The organism is Streptomyces lacaronensis (genome assembly GCF_047337785.1).
In the GTDB taxonomy this organism is placed as follows: Bacteria; Actinomycetota; Actinomycetes; order Streptomycetales; family Streptomycetaceae; genus Streptomyces; species Streptomyces lycopersici.
The window spans coordinates 8,379,843-8,404,668 of the sequence record NZ_JBLHDK010000003.1; the positions used below are offsets into that span (position 1 = coordinate 8,379,843).

Sequence of the window (24,826 nt, forward strand, 5' to 3'; positions counted from 1 at the left end):
ATTTGTAAAAGATGCCTCCGCAGACCGACTTTTTTGCCGTCGGGATTTGAACGGATCACGGCGGGGTCACTATGGTCAGCTCGAACCTTCGCGCGGTTGATCACCCATCCGGGGTGACAGCGGAGGTACCGCCGAGTCCGCGCCCTGTCGCGGAGCCGGGGCTCACAACCCCCCAACTCCCGGTAGGCGGCTGGAGGAAGAAGGAGCTCGCCTTCGTGGCGTCCCACCGTCGACCCAAGCAGCCGAGCCGCACTCGGGTAACCGTCCTCACCGCGACCGCGGCCGCCGCCGTCGCTCTCACTTCCCAGGCCGCCCAGGCCGCTCCGAAGCAGGACAAGAAGGACGTCAAGGAGCAGGTCGACAAGCTCTACGAAGAGGCGGAGCAGGCGACCGAGAAGTACAACGGCGTCAAGGAGAAGCAGGAGAAGCTGGAGAAGCAGGTCGGCGAGCTCCAGGACAAGGTGGCGCGCGGCCAGGAGGATCTGAACAAGCTGCGCAACGGCCTGGGTTCGATGGCCACCGCCCAGTACCGCTCCGGTGGGATCGACCCCTCGATGCAGCTGCTCCTCTCCTCCGACCCGGACACCTACCTCGAGAAGGCGTCCACCCTCAGCCAGCTGAGCGGCAAGCAGGCCGAGTCCCTGCGGAAGATCGCCGACAAGCAGCGCACCCTCAAGCAGCAGCGCGAGGAGGCGTCCACCAAGCTCCAGGACCTTGCCGACACCCGTAAGGCGCTCGGCAAGAAGAAGGACGAGATCCAGGGCAAGCTGTCCAAGGCCCGGAACCTCCTCAACACCCTCACGGCCAAGGAGCGCGCCAAGCTGGCCGCCCAGGACGCCGAGCGCGCCAACCGGTCCAGCGAGCGCGTGGACCTCGGCAACGAGGTGCCCGAGTCGGGGCGTGCCGCCGCCGCGCTGGCCGCCGCCAAGACGAAGATCGGCCTCCCGTACGTCTGGGGCGCGACCGGTCCGTCCTCCTTCGACTGCTCCGGACTCACCGGCTGGGCCTACCAGCAGGCCGGGGTGCAGCTGCCGCGCATCTCCCAGGACCAGGCGAACGTCGGCACCCGCATCAGCCGCGGTGAGCTCAAGCCGGGTGATCTGGTGCTCTTCTACGGCGACCTGCACCACATAGGCCTCTACGCGGGCGGCGGCCAGGTGCTGCACGCGCCCAAGCCCGGTGCCGGTGTGCGCTACGAGTCGATGGACAACATGCCGTTCCAGTTCGGCGTCCGGGTCTGATCCGGAAGTCCTGCGAACCAGGTTTCAAACCGCCTCAACTGCAATCCTTTCGGGCGAATCTCCAGCGCCCTCGCTGATCCCCCGCCCCGCCGGTGACCTGCGTCAGTCGGCGGGGCGTCAGTGTGCCCGCACCTCACGGCCGTTGGACCGTGGGTGGCGCCACGGCTACTGTCTGCCCGCAGTTCTCAGCCCGACACTGCGGAAGGGAGTGCGGCTTCCCATGGCGTCCCGTCGCCGCGTCGCGAAACCCCGGTCCGGCCGGGCCACCGTCCTCACCGCCGCCTCGGCGGCCGCGGTGGTCACCGCCGCCGCGCTGTCCGCCGTGCCCGCCGGTGCCGAGCCGCACGACCCGGCGGGCCGTCCGTCCGCCCGGTCCGCCGGCGACCGGATCGCCACGCTCTACGCCCAGGCCGAGCGGGCCACCGAGCGCTACAACGCGGCGGAGACGCGCACCCGGGCCCTGCGCCGCCAGGTCGGCCGGGTCCAGGACCGGGTCGCCCGCGGCCAGGATCGGGTCAACCGGATGCGGACGGCGCTCGGCGCCCTCGCGGGCGGCCAGTACCGCACCGGCGGGATCGACCCGGGCCTCGCCCTGCTGCTGTCCGGGGACCCGGCCCACTACCTCGACCGGGCCGCCACCCTGGAGCGGATCACCAGCCGTCAGACCGCCCGGCTGCGGGTGCTCCAGGGCGCCCAGCGGACCCTGCGGCAGGAGCGCGCGGAGGCCGCGGCCAAGCTGGTGAAGCTGGAGCACAGCCGTAAGGAGGTGGCCCGCCACAAGCGGGCGGTCCAGCGCCGGCTGGCCACGGCGCGGCGGCTGGTGAACGCGCTGCCGCCGGGGGAGCGGGAGAGCTACGCACGCCGCGCCTCGCGGGCGGGCGGACGGGAGCACGGAGCCCTCGCCGGGCTGATGCCGGGCGCCCTTCCCGGTGGCCGCTCCCCTTCCGGTTCCGATTCCGGTTACCGCCCCGACGAGCTCCGTGGGGGCCTGCCGGGCGGGCCGCACACCGTGCCGTCCTCGGGGCGGGCCGCCACGGCGTTCGGCGCGGCACGGGCGGCCCTGGGGCTGCCGTACGCATGGGGTCAGTCCGGTCCCACCGCCTTCGACTGCTCCGGGCTGATGCAATGGGCCTACGCCCACGCCGGGGTGGCCATTCCGCGCACCTCCCAGGCACAGGCGCACGCCGGGCAGTCGGTGCCGCTCTCCCAGGCCCGCCCCGGCGATCTGGTGGTCTACCGCTCCGACGCCAGCCATGTGGCCATGTACGCGGGCAACGGGCAGGTGATCCACGCCCCTTACCCCGGGGCGCGGGTCCGGTACGACCCCGTGGGTATGTTGCCGATCTCTTCCGTCACTCGCGTCTGAAGCCGGCGCGCGGGCTCGTACGATCTAAGACGTGGCGGGTCGGTGGAGATCGGGCGGATGGCGGGCGCTGCTGTGCCTGCCCCTGGTGGGCGCGTTCTCCCTGACCGCGCTGAGCGGCTGCGGCCCCGTCCCCGCGCCCGACGACCCCGAGGGGCGCGACGGCCGGGCCGTGCAGCGCATGCTGGACCAGCGGGCGGCGGCGGTCCGGGAGCGGGACGCGGACGGCTTCCTCGCCACCGTCGACCGCGGCTCGGCCGGCTACCTGGCCGAGCAGCGGCGGGTGTTCCGGCAGATGTCCGCCGTACCGCTGCGCTCCTGGACCTACCGCCTGGTGCGCACCGGCGGCTTCGAGCCCGCGCGGGTCGGCGGCCGCAGCCTCGCCGCGCAGGTCGAACTCCGGTACCGGCTGAAGGGGTACGACACCGCGCCGGTCGTCTCCGCCCAGTACCTCACCCTCGCCCGGCGCGGCGGGCAGTGGTACGTCGCCTCCGACGACGGTGTGGTGGACGGCAAGCGCGGTATGGAGCAGCTGTGGGACCAGGGCACGGTCGACGTCGTGCGCGGCGCCCACAGCCTCGTCCTGGGCGTCGGCCAGGACCGGCGGGTGCTGCGCGCGGTCGCCGACACCGCGGACCGGGCGGTGCCCGTCCTGGGCCAGGTCTGGCCCCACCAGTGGGCCGGGCGCGTCGTGGTCGAGGTCCCCGCCTCCCTGGGCCGGATGGCCGCCCTGCTCGGCGCCTCGGCGGACGGCTACCGGGGGATCGCCGCCGTCACCACGGGCGAGGTCGGCGGAGCCGGTGACGAGACCCCCGCCGACCGCGTGATCGTCAACCCCGATGCATACCGGGTCCTCGGCGACTTCGGCCGACGCGTCGTGATCACCCATGAGACGGCCCATGTGGCCACCCGCACCGCCACCAGCGCCGCCACCCCGCTCTGGCTCTCCGAGGGCTTCGCCGACTGGGTGGGCTATCGCACCCCGGGCCGCACCCCCCGCCAGATCGCCCCCGAACTCACCGACGCCGTCACCGCCGGGCACCTGCCCACCGCGCTCCCGCGCGACGACGACTTCCGCTTCGGCAGCGACCCCGACCGCCTCTCCCGCGCCTATGAACAGGGCTGGCTCGCCTGCCGCCTGATCGCCGACACATGGGGCGAGAAGAAGCTGGTCGAGTTCTACCGCGCGGTGGGCCGGGCGCATGAGCGCTCGGGCGCGGTGGAGTCGGCGCTGCGGAAGGTGCTCGGGGTGAGCGTGCGGGAGTTCACGGAGCGGTGGCGGAAGTACGTGGCGACCGAGCTGAGCTGAGCCCCGCGCCCTGTGAGTGTGCGACCGAGCTGAGCCCCGCGCCCTGTGAGTGTGCGACCGGGCTGGGCCCAGCCCCGGGCCCGTACGCGGCGACCGAGCCGGTACTGTCGGCCACGATGGACAAGACCCTGCTCGTGACCAACGACTTTCCGCCCCGCCCCGGCGGCATCCAGGCGTTTCTGCACAACATCGCGCTGCGCCTGGACCCGGACCGGATCGTCGTCTACGCCTCCACCTGGAAGCGCGGCCGGGAGGGTGCCGAGGCCACCGCCCGCTTCGACGCCGAGCAGCCGTACCCGGTCGTCCGGGACCGGACGACCATGCTGCTGCCCACCCCGCGCGTCACCCGCCGCGCGACCGCGCTGCTGCGCGAGCACGGCTGCACCTCGGTGTGGTTCGGCGCCACCGCGCCGCTGGGGCTGATGGCCCCCGCGCTGCGCGCGGCCGGGGCACGGCGGCTGGTGGCGACGACGCACGGCCACGAGGCGGCCTGGGCGCAGCTGCCCGCCGCACGGCAGCTGCTGCGGCGGATCGGCGGGGCCACGGACACCCTCACCTATCTCGGTGAGTACACCCGCTCCCGTATCGCCGCCGCGCTCGACCCCCGGGACGCCGCCCGTATGGTCCAACTCCCGCCCGGTGTGGACGAGAAGACCTTCCACCCCGGCTCGGGCGGCGATGAGATCCGGGCCCGGCTGGGCCTGGCCGAGCGGCCCGTCGTGGTCTGTGTCTCCCGGCTGGTGCCGCGCAAGGGGCAGGACACGCTGATCCGGGCCATGCCGCGGATCCTCCAGCGGGTGCCGGACGCGGTGCTGCTGATCGTCGGCGGCGGGCCGTACGCGAAGGATCTGCGCCGCCTCGCGGAGACCACGGGCGTGGCCGGGTCGGTGCGGTTCACCGGCCCCGTCCCCTGGGAGGAGCTGCCCGCCCACTACGGCGCGGGCGACGTCTTCGCCATGCCCTGCCGCACCCGCCGTGGCGGGCTGGACGTCGAGGGCCTCGGCATCGTCTATCTGGAGGCGTCCGCGACCGGTCTGCCGGTCGTCGCCGGGGACTCGGGCGGGGCGCCGGACGCGGTGCTGGACGGCGAGACCGGATGGGTCGTACGGGGAGACTCCGCCGAGCAGAGCGCCGAGCGCGTCGTGACCCTGCTGGAGGACGCGGAGCTGCGCCGCCGCATGGGCGAGCGGGGCCGCGCCTGGGTGGAGGAGCGCTGGCGCTGGGATCTGCTGGCCGACCGTCTGAAGTCGCTGCTCTGACGCCCGCGGCGGGCTGCTCCCCTCCCCGCCCCTTCCCGGCACCTGACGATACGCGGCTCCGCCGCGTGTGCGGCCCGGCGGCCATCAGTCTCGGTAGAGGGCCTCGATCTCCGAGGCGAAGTCCTTCGCCACCACGTTCCGCTTCAGCTTCAGCGAGGGCGTCACATGCCCGGAGTCCTCGGTGAACTGGGTCGCCAGGACGCGGAACTTCCGGATCGACTCCGCCTTGGACACCGCCGCGTTGCCGTCGTCCACCGCCCGCTGGATCTCCGCCAGCAGGTCCGGGTCCTCCCGCAGCTCGGCCACCGTCACGCCCTCGGGCTTGCCGTGCTCGGCCGCCCAGCGCGGCAGGAACTCCTCGTCCACCGTGACCAGCGCGCCCACGAAGGGACGGCCGTCGCCGACGACCATGCACTCGGCCACCAGGGCATGGGCCCGGATCCGGTCCTCTATCACCGCCGGGGCGACGTTCTTGCCGCCCGCGGTGATGATGATCTCCTTCTTCCGGCCGGTGATGGTGAGGTAGCCGTCCTCGTCGAGCGTGCCCACGTCCCCGGTGTGGAACCAGCCGTCCGACAGCGCCTCCGCCGTGGCCGTCTCGTTGTTCCAGTACTCGGTGAAGAGGTGCTCACCGTGCAGCAGCACCTCGCCGTCGTCGGCGATGCGCACCACCGTGCCGGGCATCGGCTGCCCGACCGAGCCGATCTTCTGCCGGTCCCAGGGGTTGAAGGTGGTCGCCGCGCAGGACTCCGTCAGGCCGTACCCCTCCAGGACCGTGAAGCCGATGCCCCGGTAGAAGTGGCCCAGCCGCTCGCCGAGCGGCGCCCCGCCGGAGATGGCATGGGTGGCCCGGCCGCCCAGCACGGCCCGCAGCTTGCTGTAGACCAGCCGGTCGAAGACCTTGTGCTTGAACCGGAGCCCGAAGGACGGGCCGTCCGGGGCGTCCAGCGCCTTGCTGTACTCGATGGCGGTGTCGGCCGCCTTGTCGAAGATCTTGCCCTTGCCCTCGGACTGGGCCTTCGCCCGCGCCGAGTTGTAGACCTTCTCGAAGACGCGCGGTACGCCCAGCACCAATGTGGGCCGGAACGCGGCGAGTTCATCGGTCAGGGACTTCACATCCGGCACATGGCCGAGCTTGATCGGCGCCAGTACCGCCGCGATCTCCACCAGCCGCCCGAAGACATGGGCCTCGGGGAGGAACAGCAGCACCGACGACTCACCGGTGTTGAAGATCGGCTTGAGCCGCGCCACCGCGTTGCCGCACTCGGCGAAGAAGCTGCGGTGGGAGAGCACACAGCCCTTGGGGCGGCCGGTGGTGCCCGAGGTGTAGACGATGGTGGCGGGGGAGTCGGCGTTGGCGATCGAGGAGCGCTCGTCCACCTTCTCCTCGGGGACGTGCTCGCCCAGCTTCCGCAGCGTCCCGATGGCGTCGCCCTCGATCCGCCAGACGTGCTTCAGGGCGGGCAGGGTGTCCCGGACGGCCTCGACGGCCGCCTCGTGGACGCCGGTCTCGACCAGCGCGGCCACCGCGCCCGAATCGCTGAGGATCCACTGGACCTGCTCCGGTGAACTCGTCTCGTACACCGGCACGGTGACCCCGCCCGCGCTCCAGATGGCGAAGTCGAGCAGCGTCCACTCGTAGCGGGTCCTGGACATCAGGCCGACCCGGTCGCCCGGCTCCACACCGGCCGCGATCAGTCCCTTGGCGGCGGCGCGCACCTCCGCCAGGAACGCGGTCGCGGTCACGTCCTCCCAGCGGTCGTCGACCTTGCGGCCGACCACGGCGACATCGGGATGCTGTGCGGCATTGCGGCGGATGAGATCCGTCAGATTGCCGTCGGCCGGAACCTCGTACAGGGCCGGAAGGCTGAACTCGCGCAAGACTGCTGCTCCTCGTGGGGCGCCGGCGCCGCTACAGGGCATGGGGGGTGGTGGACGGCCCGGACGTTACCCATCGGTACGCTTCCGGGATAGGGGTTCCTGCCCAGATGTTTGATGCGTCACACACCGCCTTCGTGCTGCCCGCAGACTAGTCGACGGGCGCCACGTCCGCTAAGGAACCGCAGGTAGACGCGGGGCGGTGCAGCCAGAACACCTTACGGGCGCGGGCCCTTACGTCTTAGGGTGACACGCATGCGAGTCCACGTGGTGAGTGACGTGCATGGCAACAGTGAGGACCTCGAGAAGGCCGGTGACGGGGCGGACGCCCTGATCTGCCTCGGTGACCTCGTTCTCTTCCTCGACTACGCCGATCACTCACGTGGCATCTTCCCTGATCTCTTCGGGGTCGAGAACGCCGACCGGCTGGTCGAACTGCGCACCGCCCGCCGCTTCGAGGAGGCCCGGGCGCTCGGCAACCGGCTGTGGGAGGGGCTGGACCGCAACGCGGCGATAGAGGCCGGGATCCGCCGCCAGTACGCCGAGCTCTTCGCCGCGTTCCCCACTCCGACGTACGCCACCTACGGAAATGTCGACATGCCGTCACTGTGGCCGGAGTACGCCCAGTCCGGCACCACCGTCCTGGACGGTGAGCGCGTCGAGATCGGCGGGCTGGTCTTCGGTTTCGTGGGCGGCGGGCTGCGCACGCCGATGCGCACCCCCTACGAGATAGACGACGAGACCTACGCGGCGAAGATCGCGGCGCTCGGCGAGGTGGACGTGATCTGCACCCACATCCCGCCGGACGTGCCGGACCTCTGCTACGACACCGTCGCCCGCCGCTTCGAGCGCGGCAGCGCCGCCCTGCTGGAGGCGATCCACACCGTCCGTCCCAAGTACTCCCTCTTCGGCCATGTCCATCAGCCGCTCGTCCGCCGTATGCGGATCGGGGCCACCGAGTGCGTCAATGTCGGACACTTCGCCTCCTCCGGCACCCCCTGGACCCTGGAGTGGTGACCCGCGCGCGGTAGCCTTCAGCCGCAGAGGACCCATGCGGCGGACCGGTACGGAGGAGCCACGGCGATGGCGGAACACACCAGCTCGAGCATCACGATCGAGGCGGCCCCGGCCGACGTGATGGAGGTGATCGCCGACTTCGACCGTTACCCGGAGTGGTCCGGTGAGGTGAAGGAGGCCGACATCCTCACCAAGGACGCCCAGGGGCGCGCCGAGCAGGTGCGGATGCTGCTCGACGCCGGCGCGATCAAGGACGACTACACCCTCCAGTACAGCTGGACCGGGGACGACCAGGTCAACTGGTCCCTGGTCAAGTCCCAGATGCTGCGCACCCTTGACGGCTCCTACCGGCTGTCGGCGCGCGAGGGCGGCAAGAGCACCGAGGTGACGTACCAGCTCACGGTCGACGTCAAGATCCCCATGCTCGGCATGATCAAGCGCAAGGCCGAGAAGGTCATCATCGACCGCGCGCTCGCGGGCCTGAAGAAGCGCGTCGAGGGAGCCTGACCCGCCCGGACCGCCCCGGACCATTCCGGGCCGCCCCGGACCATCCCGGGCCCCGACGGTGCCCGGGGTGATCCACGGTGCGGGGTACGCTCCGGCGGGTGCGGATCACCGGACCCGCGCCGCGCACACCGACGTAACCCCCTGCCGGAGGCTCTCTTCATGCGTACGGTCCTCGTCACCGGCACCGGCGGCGCGGGCCGCACCACCGTGGCCGCCGCGACCGCCCTCGCCGCCGCCCGTGAGGGGCGGCGGACCCTGCTGCTCACCGCCGACTCCGACGGCACCCCCGAGGCGCTGCTCGGCATCGGCACGCCGCGGTCCGTCCCCGGGCGCACGGCGGACCGGCTGCCGTGGTCCGTACCCGTCGAGCTCGTGCCGGGGCTGTGGGCCGCTCGGGTCGTCACGGATGAGTGGTTCCGCGGTGAGCTGACCGCCCTCCAGGACCGCGGCCACGGCCTGCTCGACCTGCTCGGCGCGACCCCGCTGGACGGCGAGGAGCTGACCGCCCTGCCCGGGGTGGAGGCCATCGCGCTGCTGCGCGCCCTGCGCGCCGCCCAGACCGCCCCGCCCGGCACCGGCTGGGACGTCCTCGTCGTCGACATGCCGCCCGCGCCGGACACCGTCGCGCTGCTCGCGCTGCCCGAGCAGCTGCGGCGCTATCTGCGCCGGCTCATGCCCGCCGAGCGGCAGGCGGCCCGCGCGCTGCGGCCGATGCTCGCCCAGCTGGCGGGGGTGCCGATGCCCGCGCAGAAGCTGTACGAGACGGCCGAGCGCTGGGAGCGTGAGCTGGCCGCCGTCCAGGGGGTGATCGAGTCCGAGGCCACCACGGTACGGCTGGTCGTGGAGCCCGGACCGCTCGCCGACCGGGCGCTGCGCACCGCCCGCGCCGGTCTGGCGCTGCACGGCTGCCGGGTGGAGGCGGTGATCGCCAACCGGCTGCTGCCCACCGGCACCTCCGACCCGTGGCTCGCCGCGCTGTCGGGCCAGCAGCAGGCCGCGCTCAAGGAGCTGTACGAGCAGTGGGCCCCCGCCGTCCCGGTCCGTGAGCTGCCGCATCTGGGCCGCGATCCGCACGGCCTCGGCGAACCGCGGCCCGCCGAGCCGCACTCCGCCGAGCCGCACTCCGCCGAGCCGCGCCCCGGCGACGGCGCTCGGCGCGCCCCGGCCGGGCTCGCCGATCTCGCCGATCTCGCCGGGGCCGTCGGGGCGCCCGGGGCGCGGCCCGACCGGCCCGCCCCCGACCCCTGGACCGTCGAGGACCGGCTGGCCGAGGACGGGGTGCTGCTGTGGCGGCTGCCGCTGCCCGGCGCCGACCGCGACGGGCTCTCCCTGGTGCGCCGGGGCGATGAACTGATCGTCACCGTCGCGCCGTTCCACCGGGTGCTGCCGATGCCGTCCGCCCTGCGCCGCTGCACCGTCTCCGGCGCCGGGCTGCGCGACGGATGGCTCCAGGTGCGCTTCACTCCCGACCCGGACCTGTGGCCGAAGCGGCTCTGACCCCCGCGCCCACGACGGCCGGTCTCCGGCTCTGATCCCGCCCCCTCCTTCGGGTAACGTCGGTCACAAGCCCGGATGAACGTCACCGGGCAGTCAGCATCCCCGCCGCAGGAGTTCGCCATGAGCGATGCCACCGAGCGCCCCCCGGAGCCCCCGGTCACCGATGGGCCGGTCACCGAGACCGACCCCGATGCCTGGGAGCGCGCCTGTGAGGAGGACCTCGCCGCCGAGCGGGCCAGGCAGCGGGCCCGGCAGACCACCGAGGAGCCGGGAACCGTGGCCGAGGAGTTCCTCAAGCTGGCCGACGCGCTCGCCGAGAAGGTCGCCCAGGCGCCGATCGCGGGGACCGCGGTTCAGGGGGCCGTACAACAATTGATCGCACAGGCGAAGGCCGGCGTGGAACCGGTCATAGAGCGCAATCCAGAGGTTTTCGAACACCTCGCCAGTGCCGGATCCGAGCTGCTCGCCGCCTACCGCGCCGCCGTGACCGGCCAGGAGCGACGCTGGACCCAGGGCGCCGAAGGCGATTCCAAGGGCAGCGGCGAGGAATCCGAGAGTTCGAGTAGTGAACACATCGACCTCGACTGAGCGCCACCTCCGGTACCGTTAGCCTCGGCGGGGTTCGACCAAATAACTGAGGGACTCATGGGACTCACCATCGGCGTCGACATCGGCGGCACGAAGATCGCGGCCGGCGTGGTCGACGAAGAGGGCTCGATTCTCGAAACGAGCCAGGTTTCGACCCCGCACACTCCCGAGGGAGTCGTCGACGCCATCGCGGACGCGGTGCGCATCGTCAGCGAGGGGCATGAGATCGAGGCCGTCGGCATCGGCGCGGCCGGCTATGTGGACGACAAGCGCGCCACGGTGCTCTTCGCGCCCAACATCAACTGGCGGCACGAGGCGCTCAAGGACAAGGTCGAGCAGCGCGTCGGCCTGCCCGTCGTGGTGGAGAACGACGCGAACGCCGCGGCCTGGGGCGAGTACCGCTTCGGCGCCGGGGTCGGCCATGACGACGTCGTCTGCATCACCCTCGGCACCGGCCTCGGCGGCGGCATCATCATCGGCGGCAAGCTGCACCGCGGCCGGTTCGGCGTCGCGGCCGAGTTCGGCCACATAAGGGTCGTCCCGGACGGACTGCTGTGCGGCTGCGGCAGCCAGGGCTGCTGGGAGCAGTACGCCTCCGGCCGCGCCCTGGTCCGCTACGCCAAGCAGCGTGCCGCCGCCACCCCGGAGAACGCCACGGTCCTGCTCGGCCTGGGCGACGGCACCTCCGAGGGCATCGAGGGCAAGCACATCAGCGACGCCGCCCGCCAGGGCGACCCCGTCGCCATCGACTCCTTCCGCGAGCTGGCCCGCTGGGCCGGGGCCGGGCTCGCCGACCTCGCCTCGCTCTTCGACCCCTCGGCGTTCATCGTCGGCGGCGGGGTCTCCGACGAGGGCGATCTCGTCCTGGAGCCGATCCGCAAGTCCTTCCGGCGCTGGCTGGTGGGCAACCAGTGGCGTCCGCACGCCCAGGTGCTCGCCGCCCAGCTCGGCGGCAAGGCCGGGCTCGTCGGCGCCGCCGACCTGGCCCGCCAGGGCTGAGAGGCGAGGGGGGAAAGTGCCGCTCGCGGACCTGCCCGGATCCACCACCGGCCCGGACGCGGCGGTGGTGCGGGTGCTCAGCTACAACATCCGCTCGATGCGGGACGACCGTGAGGCGCTGGCCCGGGTGATCCGGGCCTGTGCCCCCGACGTCGTCTGCGTCCAGGAGGCGCCGCGCTTCTTCCGCTGGCGCAAGGCCGCCGCCTGGCTGGCCCGGGAGACCGGCCTCGTGTACACCACGGGCGGGGCCACCGCCGCCGGTCCGATGATCCTCACCTCGCTGCGCGCCCATGTGGAGCGCGCCGAGGACACCCTGCTGCCGCGCGTCCCCGGGCTGCACCGGCGCGGTTTCGCCACCGCCGTGCTGCGCTTCGGCGGCGGCCACCGCGACACCGGCCTCCGCGACACCGGCCGCCCGGCGAACGGCCGCCCGGAGGGCGGTGACGGCAGCGGCGTCCGGCTCGGCGTGGTCAGCTGCCATCTGAGCCTCGCCGAGGCCGAGCGTTACGAGCAGGCCGGGATGCTGCTGGACCATGTGACCGCGCTGGACGTCCCGTACGCCATCGCGGCCGGTGACATCAACGACCGGCCGGACGGCCGCGCCTTCCGCCGGATCGCGGGGAAGCTGCGGGACGGCTGGGCCACCGAGCCCTGGGGGAGCGAGGCCACCTTCTCACCCAAGGACCCGCGTCGGCGCATCGACGGGGTCTTCGCCTCGGAGGGCATCGAGATCATCGGCTGTGGGGTCCCGGCCGGGCTGCCGGGCGTCACCGACGCGGACCTCCGCGCGGCCACGGACCACCTTCCGGTGCTGGCCGCGCTCAGGCTGCCCCGGGTGTCCCCGGCCTGAGCGGCCGGGCATGAGACCGGAGCCGGGGCGCGCCCGGCTCCGGAGCGCCGGGGTCAGACGACGGCGCCGCGCCCCGGGTCGTCGTCCTCGTCCTCGTCGTCGTCCTTCATCCGCAGCACCAGCGTGACGAAGCCGCCGAGGAAGCCGCCGACGCCCAGCGTGGCGATCCACCAGACCATCTCCACCTGGAACAGCACCACTCCGAGCAGCAGCAGCGGCCCGCCCAGCACTCCGAGCCAGGCGAAGCGGGAGGTGGTGTCGGACTCGGGCAGCGGAGGCGGCTCGGGCGGGACGAAATGGCCCTCGTCAATCTCGTCGAAGTCGTCCTCGGACGGCTCTTCGGGCTCCCAGTCGCGGGGGCCCACGCCCGGGGCGTAGACGATGAAGCCGCCCGGCTTCTCGGTCTTGTCGGGCTTGGTCAGCCCGCCCGTGGCCGCCTCGCCGTCACCGGACCCCTCGGCGTCGGTGTCGGCGTCGGTGTCCGCCGCGGACCGGCGGTCCCGGTCCCGCTCCTCGTCGAGGTTCTCGGCGGCGGGCCATCGCTCGGCGCCCGGCGGGTCCTGCGGTTCCTCCCCGTACGCGGCGACGATCGCGGCGAAGGCGGCGTCGTCGTCCCGCCGCGCGTCCGCCTCGTGTCCATTCGAGTCGTGCTCAGCCACTGGCCGCCGCCCCCTCCTTTCCGCTGCCCTTCCCGAGGCCGGTCCGGGTGGTGTCTTCACCCATACCCGCCGTCAGCCGGGTGATGAACGTGTCCGTCTCCTCGAAGATGAACTCGGCGTCGTGGTCCAGCGTGGCCACGTGGTAGCTGCGTTCCAGCAGCCGCTCGCTGACGTCCCGCGAGGACACCTGACTCAGGATGCGCTCGGAGTCGGCCGGCGGCACCACATGGTCCTGGGGGCTGTGCATCACCAGCAGCGGCTGGGTCACCTGCGGCAGTTCGGCGTCGACCACCCGGTAGAAGCGGCGCATCGAGTGCACGGCGTGCAGCGGCATCCGCTCGTAACCCGACTCCCGCGCGCCCGGCTTGGCGATGTCGCTCACGATGCCCTTCACCGACGGCACCAGATGACGCAGCACCGGAAGGGCGACGGCCAGCGGATCGTGGATGCGGTTGGCCGGATTCACGACGGCCACGCCGCTGATCGCCGCGCCGTGCTGGGCGGCCAGCCGCAGCGCGAGCGCCCCGCCCATCGACAGACCGCAGACGAACACCCGCTCGCAGACCCGGAGGAGCCTGCCCAGCTCGCGGTCCACCTCCGCGTACCAGTCCTGCCAGCCGGTGACGGCGAGATCCTGCCAGCGCGTGCCATGGCCGGGAAGCAGCGGAGCTACGACCGTCAGACCACGGGCCGCTAGGTGGTCGGCCCAGGGCCGAACGGACTGCGGGGAGCCGGTGAATCCGTGACAGACGAGGACGCCGATCTCTCCGCCGTCGTGGCGGAACGGCTCGGCTCCGGGCAGGAGCGGCACCACGGATCTCCGTTCACTGGGGAAGCGGGCTCGGGTCCTCAGCGTACGCGGCGCGCCGCATACGGGGTAGGCAGGTTAAGGTCTCCTCGTCGGATACAGGAGGTCCCGGTTGTTCTACAGCGCAATGAAGCTGTCGGTGGGTGGCGCGTTGAAGCTCACCTTCCGGCCCTGGGTGGAGGGGCTGGAGCACGTCCCCGCCGAGGGCCCGGCCATCCTCGCGAGCAACCACCTCTCCTTCTCCGACTCCTTCTTCCTGCCCGCGGTGCTCGACCGCAAGGTCACCTTCATCGCCAAGCAGGAGTACTTCACCACCCCCGGCGTCAAGGGGCGGCTCACGGCGGCCTTCTTCAAGGGCGTCGGGCAGCTGCCGGTGGACCGCTCGGGCTCGCGCGGCGCCGGCGAGGCCGCCATCAACGCGGGCATCGATGTGATCAAGCGCGGTGAGCTCTTCGGTATCTACCCCGAGGGCACCCGCTCGCCCGACGGGCGGCTCTACCGGGGCAAGCCGGGCGGTCTGGCAAGGGTCGCGCTCGCGACCGGCGCCCCGGTGATCCCCGTGGCGATGATCGACACCGAGAAGATCCAGCCCCCCGGCAAGGTCATGCCGAAGCTGATGCGGCCCGGCATCCGGATCGGCAAGCCGCTGGACTTCAGCCGCTACCACGGCATGGATGGCGACCGCTTCATCCTGCGCTCGGTGACCGACGAGGTCATGTACGAGATCATGAAGCTCTCCGGCCAGGAGTACGTGGACGTCTACGCCACCGCCGCCAAGCGGCAGATCGCGGAGGCGGAGGCGGCCCGGAAACAGGCCGAGAAGAAGCAGGCCGAGGCCGAGAAGAAGCAGGCCGAGAAGGAGAAGGACAAACACAAGTCCGGCGCCTAGCCGCGCCGGCACCGGGGGTGGGGGACGTTGACGGAGCGGTCCAAACGGGAGCGCGCCGGGGGCGGGCGCGTGGTGCGGATGTCCGTCGAGCAGCCGCTGTGGCAGGCGTTGACCGCCTACCGGGTGCTCACCCTGCTCTACGCGCTCGGCCTGTGCGTCTACTCCTTCGACGACTACGACCATCCGATCGGCGCCGTGGTCTACATGGCGGTGCTGACGCTGTGGACGGCGCTCACCTTCCGGATGGTCGCCTCGGCCGAGCGCTGCACCCGGCGGTTCCTCGTCGGCGACCTCGGCATCGCGGTGACCGGCATTCTGCTCACCCCGCTCGTGGACAGCCACGACCGGATCGCCGAGGGCACCCCCACGCTGCCTTCCATATGGACGATGGGCGCGGTCCTCGGCTTCGCCATCAAGGGCGGCTGGCGCTGGGGCGCCTCGGCCTCCACCGTGGTCTGCGCCGCCAATGTGATCGAGCGCGGCGGATTCGCCCAGGACACCGTCCACATGCTGTCGCTGGTGTGGGTGGCGAGCGTGGGCATCGGCTATGTGATCGAGGTGGCCCGCGCCAGTGAGCGCACCCTCGCCCGCGCGCTGCGCATCGAGGCGGCCACCCGGGAGCGGGAGCGGCTGGCCCGCGACATCCACGACAGCGTGCTCCAAGTGCTCGCCATGGTGCAGCGGCGCGGCGCCGCGATCGGCGGCGAGGCGGCCGAACTGGGCCGGATGGCGGGGGAGCAGGAGATCGCGCTGCGCACCCTGGTCTCCACCGGTCTTGTGGCCCGGCCGCGCACGGGGGACGACGAGACGGAGGCCGTAGCCGACCCGGGCGGCCCGCCGGACGCGGTGGACCAGCCGGTCCCGCCCTGTCCGCCCGACCCCGGGCGCTCCGACGGCGGCCCCTGCGATCTGCGGGCCCTGCTGGCCCCGCACGCCGGGTCCCGGGTCACCTTCTCCGAGCCGGGTGCCCCGGTGCTCCTCCCGGCGGGCGTCGCCGGGGAGTTGGCCGCCGCCGTCGGCGCCGCCCTGGACAACGTACGGGTCCACGCGGGAGAGGACCCCCACGCCTGGATCCTGCTGGAGGACGAGCCGGACGTGGTGACGGTGACCGTACGGGACGATGGCCCCGGCATCCCCGAGGGGCGGCTGGCGGACGCGGAGGCGGAGGGCCGCCTGGGGGTGGCCCTGTCGATCCGGGGACGGCTGCGCGACCTCGGCGGCACCGCCGAGTGGATCTCGGCACCGGGGCAGGGCACCGAAGTGGAGTTGACGGTTCCGAAGGCGTCGGCGAAGAAGGCGAAACAGAAGGGGGAAGCGGCGCGATGACCGCTCAGCACGACGGCCGCCCGGTGACGGTGATGGTGGTCGACGACCATCCGATGTGGCGCGACGCGGTGGCCCGGGACCTGTCCGAGGCCGGGTTCGACGTGGTGGCCACGGCCGGGGACGGACCACAGGCGGTCCGCCGGGCCAAGGCCGCCGGGCCCGACGTCCTGGTGCTCGACCTCAACCTGCCCGGACTGCCGGGGGTCGAGGTGTGCAAGGAGGCCCTCGCCGACCGCCCCGAGCTGAGGGTGCTGGTGCTCTCCGCGAGCGGTGAGCACGCGGACGTCCTGGAGGCGGTCAAGTCCGGGGCCACCGGCTATCTGCTGAAGTCGGCCAGCACCGAGGAACTGCTGGACGCGGTGCGCCGTACGGCGGCCGGCGACCCGGTGTTCACCCCCGGCCTCGCGGGCCTGGTGCTCGGCGAGTACCGGCGGCTCGCGGGCGAGCCCGCCCCCACCGCCGCCGACCAGCCCGCCGCCCCGCAGCTCACCGAGCGTGAGAGGGAGGTGCTGCGGCTGGTGGCCAAGGGGCTTTCGTACAAGCAGATCGCCGAGCGGCTGGTCATCTCGCACCGTACGGTGCAGAACCACGTCCAGAACACCCTCGGCAAGCTCCAGCTGCACAATCGGGTGGAGCTGGTCCGCTACGCCATCGAGCGCGGGCTGGACGACGCCTGACGCCGTCCGCCCGCGACCGGTGACACCGCGTCACCCGCTCGCCCCTCGTACGGGTGAAGTTCAAAACCAACTCCCTTGATCCACGCGGGAATCGTCCGACGCCCCATCCCGTGTGACCTGGATCACCGTTAGCGTGGCTCTCCGTACCGGGCCCAATCACGGGATTCCACGGGAGAAGGGAAGAAACGATGCGGGTCGGAGTGCTGACCGGCGGCGGTGACTGCCCCGGGCTCAACGCGGTCATCCGCGCCGTCGTGCGCAAGGGCGTACAGGAATACGGCTATGACTTCATCGGCTTCCGGGACGGCTGGCGAGGCCCTCTCGAGAACGACACCGTTCCCCTCGACATCCGCGCGGTGCGCGGCATCCTGCCACGCGGCGGCACCATCCTCGGCTCCTCCCGCACCAACCCCCTCAAGAGCGAGGACGGCATCCGCCGGGTCAAGGAGACCCTGGTCAAGCAGGAGGTCGACGCGCTGATCGCGATCGGCGGCGAGGACACCCTCGGCGTCGCCGCGCGGCTCTCCGGAGACTACGGCCTCCGCTGTGTCGGCGTCCCCAAGACCATCGACAACGACCTGTCCGCCACCGACTACACCTTCGGCTTCGACACCGCCGTCAACATCGCCACCGAGGCCATCGACCGGCTCCACACCACCGCCGAATCGCATATGCGCGTGCTCGTCGTCGAGGTGATGGGCCGTCACGCCGGGTGGATCGCCCTGCACTCGGGGCTCGCCGGCGGCGCCAATGTCATCCTCCTCCCTGAACAGCGCTTCGATGTCGACCAGGTCTGCGCCTGGGTCGAATCCCGCTTCAAGATCCGCTACGCCCCGATCGTGGTCATCGCCGAGGGTGCGATGCCCAGGGACGGCGACGCCGTCCTCAAGGACGACACGCTGGACTCCTTCGGCCATGTCCGGCTCTCCGGGGTCGGCGAGTGGCTCGCCAAGGAGATCGAGAAGCGCACCGGTAAGGAGGCCCGCACCACCGTCCTCGGCCATGTCCAGCGCGGGGGCACGCCCAGCGCCTTCGACCGCTGGCTCGCCACCCGCTTCGGGCTGCACGCCATCGACGCGGTCCGGGACGAGGACTTCGGAAAGATGGTCGCGCTGCGCGGCACCGACATCATCCGGGTACCGCTTGCCGAGGCGACCGCGCGGCTCAAGACGGTCGATCCCTCGCTCTACGCCGAGGCCGAGGTCTTCTTCGGCTGAGGCCGTCTGGGTGCAGTACGGCGATGGGCCGGGCGCGGAAGCCGCACCCGGCCCATCGTCACGCCGCCCCCCTTGGCGGCCGGGCCTCTCGGGCCAGCCGTCCCTCGGGCCTGCGGGCCCTTCAGACCAGCACGGCCGCCAGCAACTCCGTCACCAGCGCCGCCCCGTCCCGTGACAGCACCGACTCCGGGTGGAACTGCACCCCGGCGAAGCCCGGCCCGCGCAGCGCGTGCACATCGCCGGTCGCCCGGTCCCGGCTCAGCTCCACGCGGTGCATCGCCAGCTCCGTCTCCGCCGCCTCGTCGCAGCGCGCCGTGAAGGTGTTGTAGAAGCCGACGGTCTCCTCGCGCCCGAAGAAGTCGATCCGCTCCTGTGCGCCCTGGAACGGCACGTCCTTGCGGACGATCTCCAGCCCCAGCTCGGCCGCGATCAGCTCGTTCCCCAGGCACACCCCCAGCAGCCCGTGCCGGTGCCCGGCCACCAGCTCGGCGGCCAGCGCCCGCAGGAACCGCATCTTCGGATCGGCCGTGTCGTTCGGGTCACCGGGACCGGGGCCGAGCACCACGGGCCCCCGATGCGCCAGCGCCGCCTCGCGCACCCCCGGCTCGTCGTACCGCCGCACGGTCACGGTCAGCCCCGAGGTGCGCAGCAGATGCGCGAGCATCGCGGTGAAGGTGTCCTCGGCGTCGATCACCAGGGCATGCCCGGACAACCCCCCGATCCGGGGCTCCTCGGGGGCTTGCATCCGCAGCCAGAACGGCGCCAGGTCCGCCCGCCGCGCGTCCAGCGCCGCCCGTACCCGCGGATCGTCCGCGAGCCGTGGCCGCGGGCCCTCCGCCTCCGGCCGTACGGGCGCGGGCCGCACGCCCAGCGCGGTCAGCACCCCGGCCGCCTTCGCATGCGTCTCGGCCACTTCGCCGCTCGGGTCCGAGTGGCGGACCAGCGTGGCGCCGACGGCCACCCTCAGCGATCCCCCGGCGTCGATGTCGGCGGTGCGGATGAGGATCGGCGAGTCCAGGGTCTGGGCGCCGCCGCCGTCCCGTCCGATCAGCGCGAGCGCCCCCGCGTAGTAGCCACGGCCACCGGGCTCGTACCGCTCGATCACCCGGCACGCGTTCTGCACCGGGGAGCCGGTGACGGTCGCCGCGAACATCGTCTCGCGGAGCACCTCCCGGACGTCGAGCGAGGAGCGGCCGCGCAGCTCGTACTCGGTGTGCGCGAGGTGCGCCATCTCCCTGAGCCGGGGCCCGATCACCGTCCCGCCCATGTCGCCGACGGTGCACATCATCTTCAGCTCCTCGTCCACGACCATGGACAGTTCCTCCACCTCCTTGCGGTCGTGCAGGAACTCCAGCAGCCCCTCGGCGCCCGGCCCGCCCTCGGGGTAGCGGTACGTCCCGCTGATCGGGTTCATCACGACCGTCCTCCCGGACATCCGCACATGGACCTCGGGGCTGGCCCCCACCAGCGTCCGCCCGTCCGCCAGCCGCACCACATACGTCCAGTAGGCGCCCCGCTCCCCGGCCAGCAGCCGCCGGAAGAGCGCGAGCGCGTCGGTACTCGCGAACCCCGGGATCTCGCCCCGGAACGTCCTTCGGATGACGAAGTTGGCGCCCTCGCCGGTGCCGATCTCGTCCTCGATGACCCGGCTCACGATCTCCGCGTACGCGTCGTCATCCACGTCGAACGCCCCGTCCTCGACCCGCACCGGATGGCCGGGCAGCGCCTCCAGCGCCTCGGCGAGCGGCAGCTCGTAGCCCTCCTCCGGGCGCAGCACGGCCAGCGGGGTCCCGTCGTCGCGCACCTCGAACCCGCGCTCGCGGATCTGCCGGAACGGCACCAGCGCGAGGGCGTCCGCCACCGGGGCGCCGCCCCGCGGGGTCCCGGTCGGCAGCGGGATGTCGGCCAGCCGCTCCACCTCGCCGACCGGGCCGAGCAGCACCTCCACGGTGTCGGGCGCCCGGCCGGGGGTGCGTCGGTGCAGCAGGGCGAAGGGCGGCGCGTCGTCGGAGAGCAGCCGTGCGACGACGGCCTGGGCCTGGGGGTTCTGCATGGCGGGTGATTCCTTCCGGAATGAGGAACGACCCGCGGAAACGCCGAAGGCCGCCCCTCGGGCGGCCTTCGCGAGATCTTGGGAGTGCGCGATTCAGTGGGCCGCCGGATGAGCGGTCCACCACCAGGTCATGGTCAGTCGCGCGTGCATGTCGAGGACCCTACAGGATCAGTTCCAGGGGTTGGCGGGCTGATCGTCGATCGCGGTCCAGAAGCGGGTGCCTTCGGGTACGTAGCCGTACGCCCAGAAGGACCAGCCACCGCTCGCCTCCAGGTTGGCGCCGTACCGGCCGTCGTGGAACTCGGCCTCCCGCCAGTCCGCGCCGTAGTACCGCGCACAGATCGCGTCCGCCGCGGCCCGGCTGGTCAGCGACTTGCCCAGCACGGGCGGCGTCGCTGCCACGGTGCCGCGTGCCCAGCCCGCGTAGAAGTCCGGGGTGATCCCACCGGGCACGGCGCTGCCGTTGACTCTCAGGCACAGCATGGGGAGTGTCGCCGTGGCCGCGGTGTCACCGTTGTACGCGTCGGTCGCGGAGTCCGCGCCCACCCTGACCGTGCCGTCGGTCCCCTTCGCGAGCACGGTCCAGGTCATCCCGGACGCGATGGCCGATGAGTCCGCCTGGGCGGGTGTGGCGCCCAGCGACATCAGTACGAGCGAGGCGGCGGCCGCGAAGGCGGCGGCACCGCGGCGGAGCAACTTCCTCATGGGGCACTCCTTCGGAATGGGCACCGGCCACGGGAGTGGGCCGGTCACCCGAACAGCGTCCGAGGAGCGCACGGTTCCATCACGACATCTTCACGGGCTGTCCGTAAATGGCTGGAGGATGCCCGAACGCCCGTTCTTGCGCGACGCGTCCTGCGTGTGCTGGGTGCGGCCGTGTCTCACCCTGTGGGCAGCGGGCTGGACGGCCGTGGAGACCCCGTAACCTTGTGCGGGTGACCGTGAACGCTGAAACCCACGCCGGTGGCCACACCTGGCAGTCTCTTCCCGCGGCGCAGCAGCCCGACTGGCCGGACCGAGCGGCTCTGCGCGATGTGATCGCTGAGCTCGAGTCCTATCCGCCGCTCGTCTTCGCGGGCGAGTGCGACGCGCTGCGGCACCGCCTGGGGGCCGTGGCGCGGGGCGAGGCGTTTCTGCTCCAGGGCGGTGACTGCGCCGAGGCATTCGACGGCGTGGGCGCCGACCAGATCCGCAACAAGCTGAAGACGCTCCTCCAGATGGGCGCGGTGCTGACCTACGCCGGGTCCGTCCCGGTGGTGAAGGTGGGCCGGATCGCCGGGCAGTACAGCAAGCCGCGCTCCAAGCCGACCGAGACCCGGGACGGGGTGACCCTGCCCACCTACCGTGGCGACTCCGTCAACGGGTTCGAGTTCACCCCCGAGGCGCGGATCCCGGACCCGCAGCGGCTGAAGCGGATGTACCAGGCGTCGGCCTCGACGCTGAACCTGGTGCGCGCCTTCACCACCGGCGGCTACGCGGACCTGCGGCAGGTGCACGCCTGGAACCAGGACTTCGTCAAGTCCTCGCCCTCGGGTCAGCGCTACGAGGCGCTGGCGCGCGAGATCGACCGGGCGCTGGCCTTCATGAACGCCTGCGGGGTGGACCCGGAGGAGTTCAAGACCGTCGAGTTCTTCTCCTCGCACGAGGCGCTGGTCCTGGACTACGAGACGGCGATGACCCGCACCGACTCGCGCACCGGTGAGCTGTACGACGTCTCCGGGCACATGGTCTGGATCGGCGAGCGCACCCGGCAGCTGGACGGGGCGCATATCGAGTTCGCCTCCAAGGTCCGTAACCCGGTGGGCGTGAAGCTGGGCCCGACGACCACGCCGGAAGAGGCGCTGTCGCTGATCGAGCGGATCGACCCGGACCGCGAGCCGGGCCGGCTGACCTTCATCACCCGGATGGGCGCGGACAAGATCCGCGACAAGCTGCCCAATCTGGTCGAGAAGGTGACCGCCTCCGGTGCGCAGGTCGCCTGGGTCTGCGACCCGATGCACGGCAACACCTTCGAGGCGGCGTCCGGGCACAAGACCCGCCGCTTCGACGACGTGCTCGACGAGGTCAAGGGCTTCTTCGAGGTCCACAAGGAGCTCGGCACCCATCCGGGCGGCATCCATGTGGAGCTGACCGGCGACGATGTCACGGAGTGCGTGGGCGGCGGCGACGAGATCTTCGTCGACGATCTGCACCAGCGCTACGAGACGGCGTGCGATCCGCGGCTCAACCGCAGCCAGTCGCTGGACCTGGCGTTCCTGGTGGCTGAGATGTACCGGGACCAGTAGGGCACGACCAGTAGAGATCACAAAGACGCAGGTGGGGCGCGGATCACAGGGATCCGCGCCCGCTGTGCGTTGTGGGGGTCCGGCGCGGCAGGTAAGGTAAGGGTTACCTCACTGATCAATGCCATTATCGACGCCACCGCTGGAGAGCCCGTGTACGTCTGCTCATGCTTCGGGATCACCGAGCAGCAGGTGCGTCAGCACGCGGAAGCGGGTGCGTGCACCCCGCGCCAGATCGCCGGTGCCTGCAAGGCGGGCACGGACTGCGGATCGTGCGTGCGGAAGATCCAGGCGCTGCTGGGCCGCGGTGCGTGCCCCCGGCGCGAGGCGCTGGACCCGGTCGTCCTGACGACGGCCGCGACGACGGCATCCGCTGCCGCTTCCCTCCCGGGGTCGACGGCGGCCGAGGCGGCCTGACCGGCGGACCGTTCGGCCCGACCGGCGGCCGGTTCGATCGCCGCGAGTTCCGCCGCCGCGAGTTCCGCCACCGCGGGCTCAGTGGCCCTTGCCGCTCCCGGAGTAGTTGTCGCCGTTGTCGCCGGGCTGCTCGATCTGCTGGGCGATGTAGAGGGGCTCACCGAGCTTCTCGATCAGCTCCAGCTGGGTGTCGAGATAGTCGATATGGAGTTCCTCGTCGGCGAGGATGTACTCGAAGAGATTCGCCGACGTGATGTCCGCTTTGGACCGCATCAGCTCGATGCCCCGCTTGAGGCGGTCGATCGCCTCGATCTCCACCTGCCGGTCGGCCTGGAACATCTCGGTCAGCGTCTGGCCCACCCGGACATGGAAGAGCCGCTGGTAATTGGGCAGCCCATCCAGAAGAAGGATGCGGTCGGTGAGGATCTCCGCATGCTTCATCTCGTCGAAAGACTCCGACCGGGTGTATTTGGCAAGCCGAGTCCAGCCAAAGTGGTCCTGCATCTTTGAGTGCAGAAAGTACTGATTGATCGCGGTCAGCTCGCCGGTCAGCTGCTCGTTGAGGAACTCGAGGACCTCGGGGTCACCCTGCATCGGAGGGGCTCCTTCCAATCCGATCGGGAACGGCAGGTTCCGCGCATCGTCGCACCGCGCCTGTTGGGGCGTCCAGTAAGTGCACGCTTAGTACGAGTTGTTCCCGTCCCCGATGCCCTGGTCACGACCACCCCCGGCGGTCTGAGACCATGGAGCCCATGGGTCAGTCGGAAAGCCGCGAGGGGGAGCTCGCGAAGCTGCCTCCTGGGCAGCGACTGCAGCGCGGTTGGCCGGTTACGCACTATGGGCCGGTCCCGAAGTTCAAGCCGGACCGATGGGAGTTCCGGGTCTTCGGCGCCACGGCGGACGGCGAAAAACACTGCTGGACGCATGAGGAGTTCTCGGCCCTGCCGTACTCGACGGTCGTGGCCGATCTGCACTGCGTCACCAAATTCAGCATGCTCGACGCCGAATGGGGCGGGGTTCCCTCGCTGGAGATCGCGAGGCTCGCACCGCCGGCGCCCGATGTCACCCATGTGATGGTGTGGGCCGAATACGGGTTCAGCTCGAATCTGCGGCTGTCCGACTTCATGGCGGAGACCACGATTTTCGCCACCCACAAGGACGGCGAGCTGCTCACCGCGGAGCACGGCTTTCCGGTGCGGCTGGTGGTGCCCCATCTGTACGCCTGGAAGGGCCCGAAATGGGTGCGCGGGGTCGAGTACATGACCGCCGACCGCCGCGGCTTCTGGGAGGAGCGCGGCTACCACAACATCGGCGACCCCTGGACGGAGAAGCGCTACTCCTACCAGGAGGAGCCGGGCGACGGCCCGGAGCTCTAGGGCCCTTCTGACGGATCTCCGTTGGAAGAAGGACCCTGGGCCGGGCCGCCGGGTAGCGATGTTCGGGCGCGCCGCCGTGGCGTGGTCACCCGTGGCGCGGTCAGTGGTATTGGTGGACCACCGCATGCCCCTTGCCCCGACCGATCATCCACCTGTTGACCGGCGTGGTGACCAGGAACGCCACCACGAACGACAGGGCCAGGCTGAGCCAGAAGAGAACGTCCGACAGTGTCGCGTCCATCGCGCCCGGGAAGACGACGATCGTCGCGTTGTCGGCCAGCTCCATGATCGTGATCGATACGGTGTCGGCCGCCAGCGCCACCCGCAGCGCGCTGCGCGTATCCAGCCCCGCCCGCAGCACGCCCCGCATCGTCAGGGAGTAGCCGAAGACGAAGGCGAGCACGATCGCCAGGATCATGGTCGGGACGTTGTGCCAGGCCAGGGCCGTGCCGATGGCCATGCCCACGACCTCGCCGATGGCGCAGCCGGTGAGGCAGTGCAGGGTCGCCTGGGCTGCCATCGACCAGCTCGTCGTGCCCCCGTGGTGCTCATGGTCATGGTCTTGGTGCTCATGAGGTCCGCTCTGTGTGTGCTCATGCTGTCGCATGTCCGTA

25 protein-coding genes are annotated in these 24,826 nt (G+C 71.7%); 17 read left to right on the forward strand and 8 right to left on the reverse strand.

Translation table 11 applies throughout. The features are described from left to right. The first annotated feature begins 215 nt into the window (after window positions 1-215). The 4 genes from ACMTAK_RS36005 to ACMTAK_RS36020 all read left to right on the forward strand — a co-directional run bounded on the left by ACMTAK_RS36005 (window position 216) and on the right by ACMTAK_RS36020 (window position 5,172). Window positions 216-1,241: a C40 family peptidase gene (locus ACMTAK_RS36005; RefSeq protein WP_413810036.1), complete on the forward strand. Its 1,026-nt coding sequence runs from the start codon at window positions 216-218 to the stop codon at window positions 1,239-1,241. 220 nt (window positions 1,242-1,461) lie between these two features. Beyond that, entirely contained in the window at window positions 1,462-2,607 is a 1,146-nt protein-coding gene (locus ACMTAK_RS36010) for a C40 family peptidase (RefSeq protein WP_413810037.1), read from the forward strand. Between the two features lie 31 nt (window positions 2,608-2,638). Beyond that, window positions 2,639-3,913: a hypothetical protein gene (locus tag ACMTAK_RS36015; RefSeq protein WP_413810038.1), complete on the forward strand. Its 1,275-nt coding sequence runs from the start codon at window positions 2,639-2,641 to the stop codon at window positions 3,911-3,913. A gap of 116 nt (window positions 3,914-4,029) precedes the next feature. Continuing rightward, window positions 4,030-5,172, forward strand: a complete 1,143-nt coding sequence (locus ACMTAK_RS36020) for a glycosyltransferase family 4 protein (protein WP_413810039.1) — start codon at window positions 4,030-4,032, stop codon at window positions 5,170-5,172. An 84-nt stretch (window positions 5,173-5,256) separates the two neighbouring features. Here ACMTAK_RS36020 and ACMTAK_RS36025 read toward each other — a convergent pair whose 3' ends face one another. Then, entirely contained in the window at window positions 5,257-7,053 is a 1,797-nt protein-coding gene (locus tag ACMTAK_RS36025; protein WP_413810040.1) for an AMP-dependent synthetase/ligase, read from the reverse strand. Window positions 7,054-7,305: 252 nt separating this feature from the next. Between ACMTAK_RS36025 and ACMTAK_RS36030 the strand changes: the two genes are divergently transcribed. The 6 genes from ACMTAK_RS36030 to ACMTAK_RS36055 all read left to right on the forward strand — a co-directional run bounded on the left by ACMTAK_RS36030 (window position 7,306) and on the right by ACMTAK_RS36055 (window position 12,508). Then, window positions 7,306-8,067, forward strand: coding sequence for a metallophosphoesterase family protein (locus ACMTAK_RS36030; RefSeq protein WP_413810041.1), 762 nt, complete (start codon window positions 7,306-7,308; stop codon window positions 8,065-8,067). Between the two features lie 66 nt (window positions 8,068-8,133). After that, a complete protein-coding gene (locus ACMTAK_RS36035) occupies window positions 8,134-8,574 on the forward strand; it encodes an SRPBCC family protein (protein ID WP_413810042.1) in 441 nt (146 codons plus the stop codon). Between the two features lie 159 nt (window positions 8,575-8,733). Beyond that, on the forward strand, window positions 8,734-10,071 hold the full coding sequence (locus tag ACMTAK_RS36040; protein WP_413810043.1) for an ArsA family ATPase: 1,338 nt from the start codon (window positions 8,734-8,736) through the stop codon (window positions 10,069-10,071). Window positions 10,072-10,191: 120 nt separating this feature from the next. Continuing rightward, the gene (locus ACMTAK_RS36045) at window positions 10,192-10,659 is read left to right on the forward strand and encodes a DUF5304 family protein (protein WP_413810044.1); all 468 of its coding nucleotides are present in this window, start codon (window positions 10,192-10,194) and stop codon (window positions 10,657-10,659) included. A gap of 57 nt (window positions 10,660-10,716) precedes the next feature. Continuing rightward, window positions 10,717-11,658: an ROK family glucokinase gene (locus ACMTAK_RS36050; protein ID WP_020872028.1), complete on the forward strand. Its 942-nt coding sequence runs from the start codon at window positions 10,717-10,719 to the stop codon at window positions 11,656-11,658. A 16-nt stretch (window positions 11,659-11,674) separates the two neighbouring features. Beyond that, window positions 11,675-12,508, forward strand: coding sequence for an endonuclease/exonuclease/phosphatase family protein (locus tag ACMTAK_RS36055; RefSeq protein ID WP_413810045.1), 834 nt, complete (start codon window positions 11,675-11,677; stop codon window positions 12,506-12,508). 53 nt (window positions 12,509-12,561) lie between these two features. On the opposite strand, the gene ACMTAK_RS36060 is transcribed toward ACMTAK_RS36055, so the two are convergent. Together ACMTAK_RS36060 and ACMTAK_RS36065 are read right to left on the reverse strand one after the other, a co-directional pair. Further along, window positions 12,562-13,167 carry a hypothetical protein gene (locus ACMTAK_RS36060; protein ID WP_413810046.1) on the reverse strand — a complete coding sequence of 202 codons (606 nt, stop codon included), beginning with the start codon at window positions 13,165-13,167 and terminating at the stop codon, window positions 12,562-12,564. After that, window positions 13,160-13,978 (reverse strand): alpha/beta hydrolase, encoded by an 819-nt coding sequence (locus ACMTAK_RS36065; RefSeq protein ID WP_413810047.1) that lies wholly within the window; start codon window positions 13,976-13,978, stop codon window positions 13,160-13,162. The genes ACMTAK_RS36060 and ACMTAK_RS36065 overlap by 8 nt, the downstream gene beginning before the upstream one ends. Before the next feature lie 124 nt (window positions 13,979-14,102). Here ACMTAK_RS36065 and ACMTAK_RS36070 point away from each other — a divergent pair, with 124 nt between their 5' ends. From ACMTAK_RS36070 to ACMTAK_RS36085, 4 genes are all read left to right on the forward strand, one after another. Beyond that, window positions 14,103-14,864, forward strand: coding sequence for a lysophospholipid acyltransferase family protein (locus ACMTAK_RS36070; protein ID WP_413813099.1), 762 nt, complete (start codon window positions 14,103-14,105; stop codon window positions 14,862-14,864). 78 nt (window positions 14,865-14,942) lie between these two features. Further along, window positions 14,943-16,190: a MacS family sensor histidine kinase gene (macS, locus tag ACMTAK_RS36075; protein WP_413813100.1), complete on the forward strand. Its 1,248-nt coding sequence runs from the start codon at window positions 14,943-14,945 to the stop codon at window positions 16,188-16,190. Further along, entirely contained in the window at window positions 16,187-16,867 is a 681-nt protein-coding gene (locus tag ACMTAK_RS36080; RefSeq protein ID WP_413810048.1) for a response regulator, read from the forward strand. The genes macS and ACMTAK_RS36080 overlap by 4 nt, the downstream gene beginning before the upstream one ends. A 188-nt stretch (window positions 16,868-17,055) precedes the next feature. After that, window positions 17,056-18,084, forward strand: coding sequence for a 6-phosphofructokinase (locus ACMTAK_RS36085; RefSeq protein ID WP_413810049.1), 1,029 nt, complete (start codon window positions 17,056-17,058; stop codon window positions 18,082-18,084). A 121-nt stretch (window positions 18,085-18,205) separates the two neighbouring features. Here ACMTAK_RS36085 and ACMTAK_RS36090 read toward each other — a convergent pair whose 3' ends face one another. The 3 genes from ACMTAK_RS36090 to ACMTAK_RS36100 all read right to left on the reverse strand — a co-directional run bounded on the left by ACMTAK_RS36090 (window position 18,206) and on the right by ACMTAK_RS36100 (window position 20,842). Further along, window positions 18,206-20,137, reverse strand: a complete 1,932-nt coding sequence (locus ACMTAK_RS36090) for an anthranilate synthase family protein (protein ID WP_413810050.1) — start codon at window positions 20,135-20,137, stop codon at window positions 18,206-18,208. Between the two features lie 93 nt (window positions 20,138-20,230). Then, a complete protein-coding gene (locus tag ACMTAK_RS36095) occupies window positions 20,231-20,287 on the reverse strand; it encodes a trp operon leader peptide (protein WP_198268090.1) in 57 nt (18 codons plus the stop codon). Between the two features lie 18 nt (window positions 20,288-20,305). After that, complete coding sequence (locus ACMTAK_RS36100) at window positions 20,306-20,842, reverse strand: hypothetical protein (RefSeq protein WP_413810051.1); 537 nt, start codon at window positions 20,840-20,842, stop codon at window positions 20,306-20,308. 230 nt (window positions 20,843-21,072) lie between these two features. Between ACMTAK_RS36100 and ACMTAK_RS36105 the strand changes: the two genes are divergently transcribed. Both ACMTAK_RS36105 and ACMTAK_RS36110 read left to right on the forward strand, forming a co-directional pair. Beyond that, the gene (locus ACMTAK_RS36105) at window positions 21,073-22,422 is read left to right on the forward strand and encodes a class II 3-deoxy-7-phosphoheptulonate synthase (protein ID WP_413810052.1); all 1,350 of its coding nucleotides are present in this window, start codon (window positions 21,073-21,075) and stop codon (window positions 22,420-22,422) included. A gap of 150 nt (window positions 22,423-22,572) precedes the next feature. After that, window positions 22,573-22,836, forward strand: coding sequence for a (2Fe-2S)-binding protein (locus tag ACMTAK_RS36110; protein ID WP_413810053.1), 264 nt, complete (start codon window positions 22,573-22,575; stop codon window positions 22,834-22,836). 78 nt (window positions 22,837-22,914) lie between these two features. On the opposite strand, the gene bfr is transcribed toward ACMTAK_RS36110, so the two are convergent. After that, window positions 22,915-23,430 carry a bacterioferritin gene (bfr, locus tag ACMTAK_RS36115; protein ID WP_413810054.1) on the reverse strand — a complete coding sequence of 172 codons (516 nt, stop codon included), beginning with the start codon at window positions 23,428-23,430 and terminating at the stop codon, window positions 22,915-22,917. A 158-nt stretch (window positions 23,431-23,588) separates the two neighbouring features. Between bfr and ACMTAK_RS36120 the strand changes: the two genes are divergently transcribed. Then, window positions 23,589-24,212, forward strand: a complete 624-nt coding sequence (locus ACMTAK_RS36120) for a sulfite oxidase-like oxidoreductase (protein ID WP_413810055.1) — start codon at window positions 23,589-23,591, stop codon at window positions 24,210-24,212. Window positions 24,213-24,312: 100 nt separating this feature from the next. On the opposite strand, the gene ACMTAK_RS36125 is transcribed toward ACMTAK_RS36120, so the two are convergent. Then, window positions 24,313-24,819, reverse strand: coding sequence for a DUF4396 domain-containing protein (locus tag ACMTAK_RS36125; protein ID WP_413810056.1), 507 nt, complete (start codon window positions 24,817-24,819; stop codon window positions 24,313-24,315). Between the last annotated feature and the right edge of the window lie 7 nt (window positions 24,820-24,826).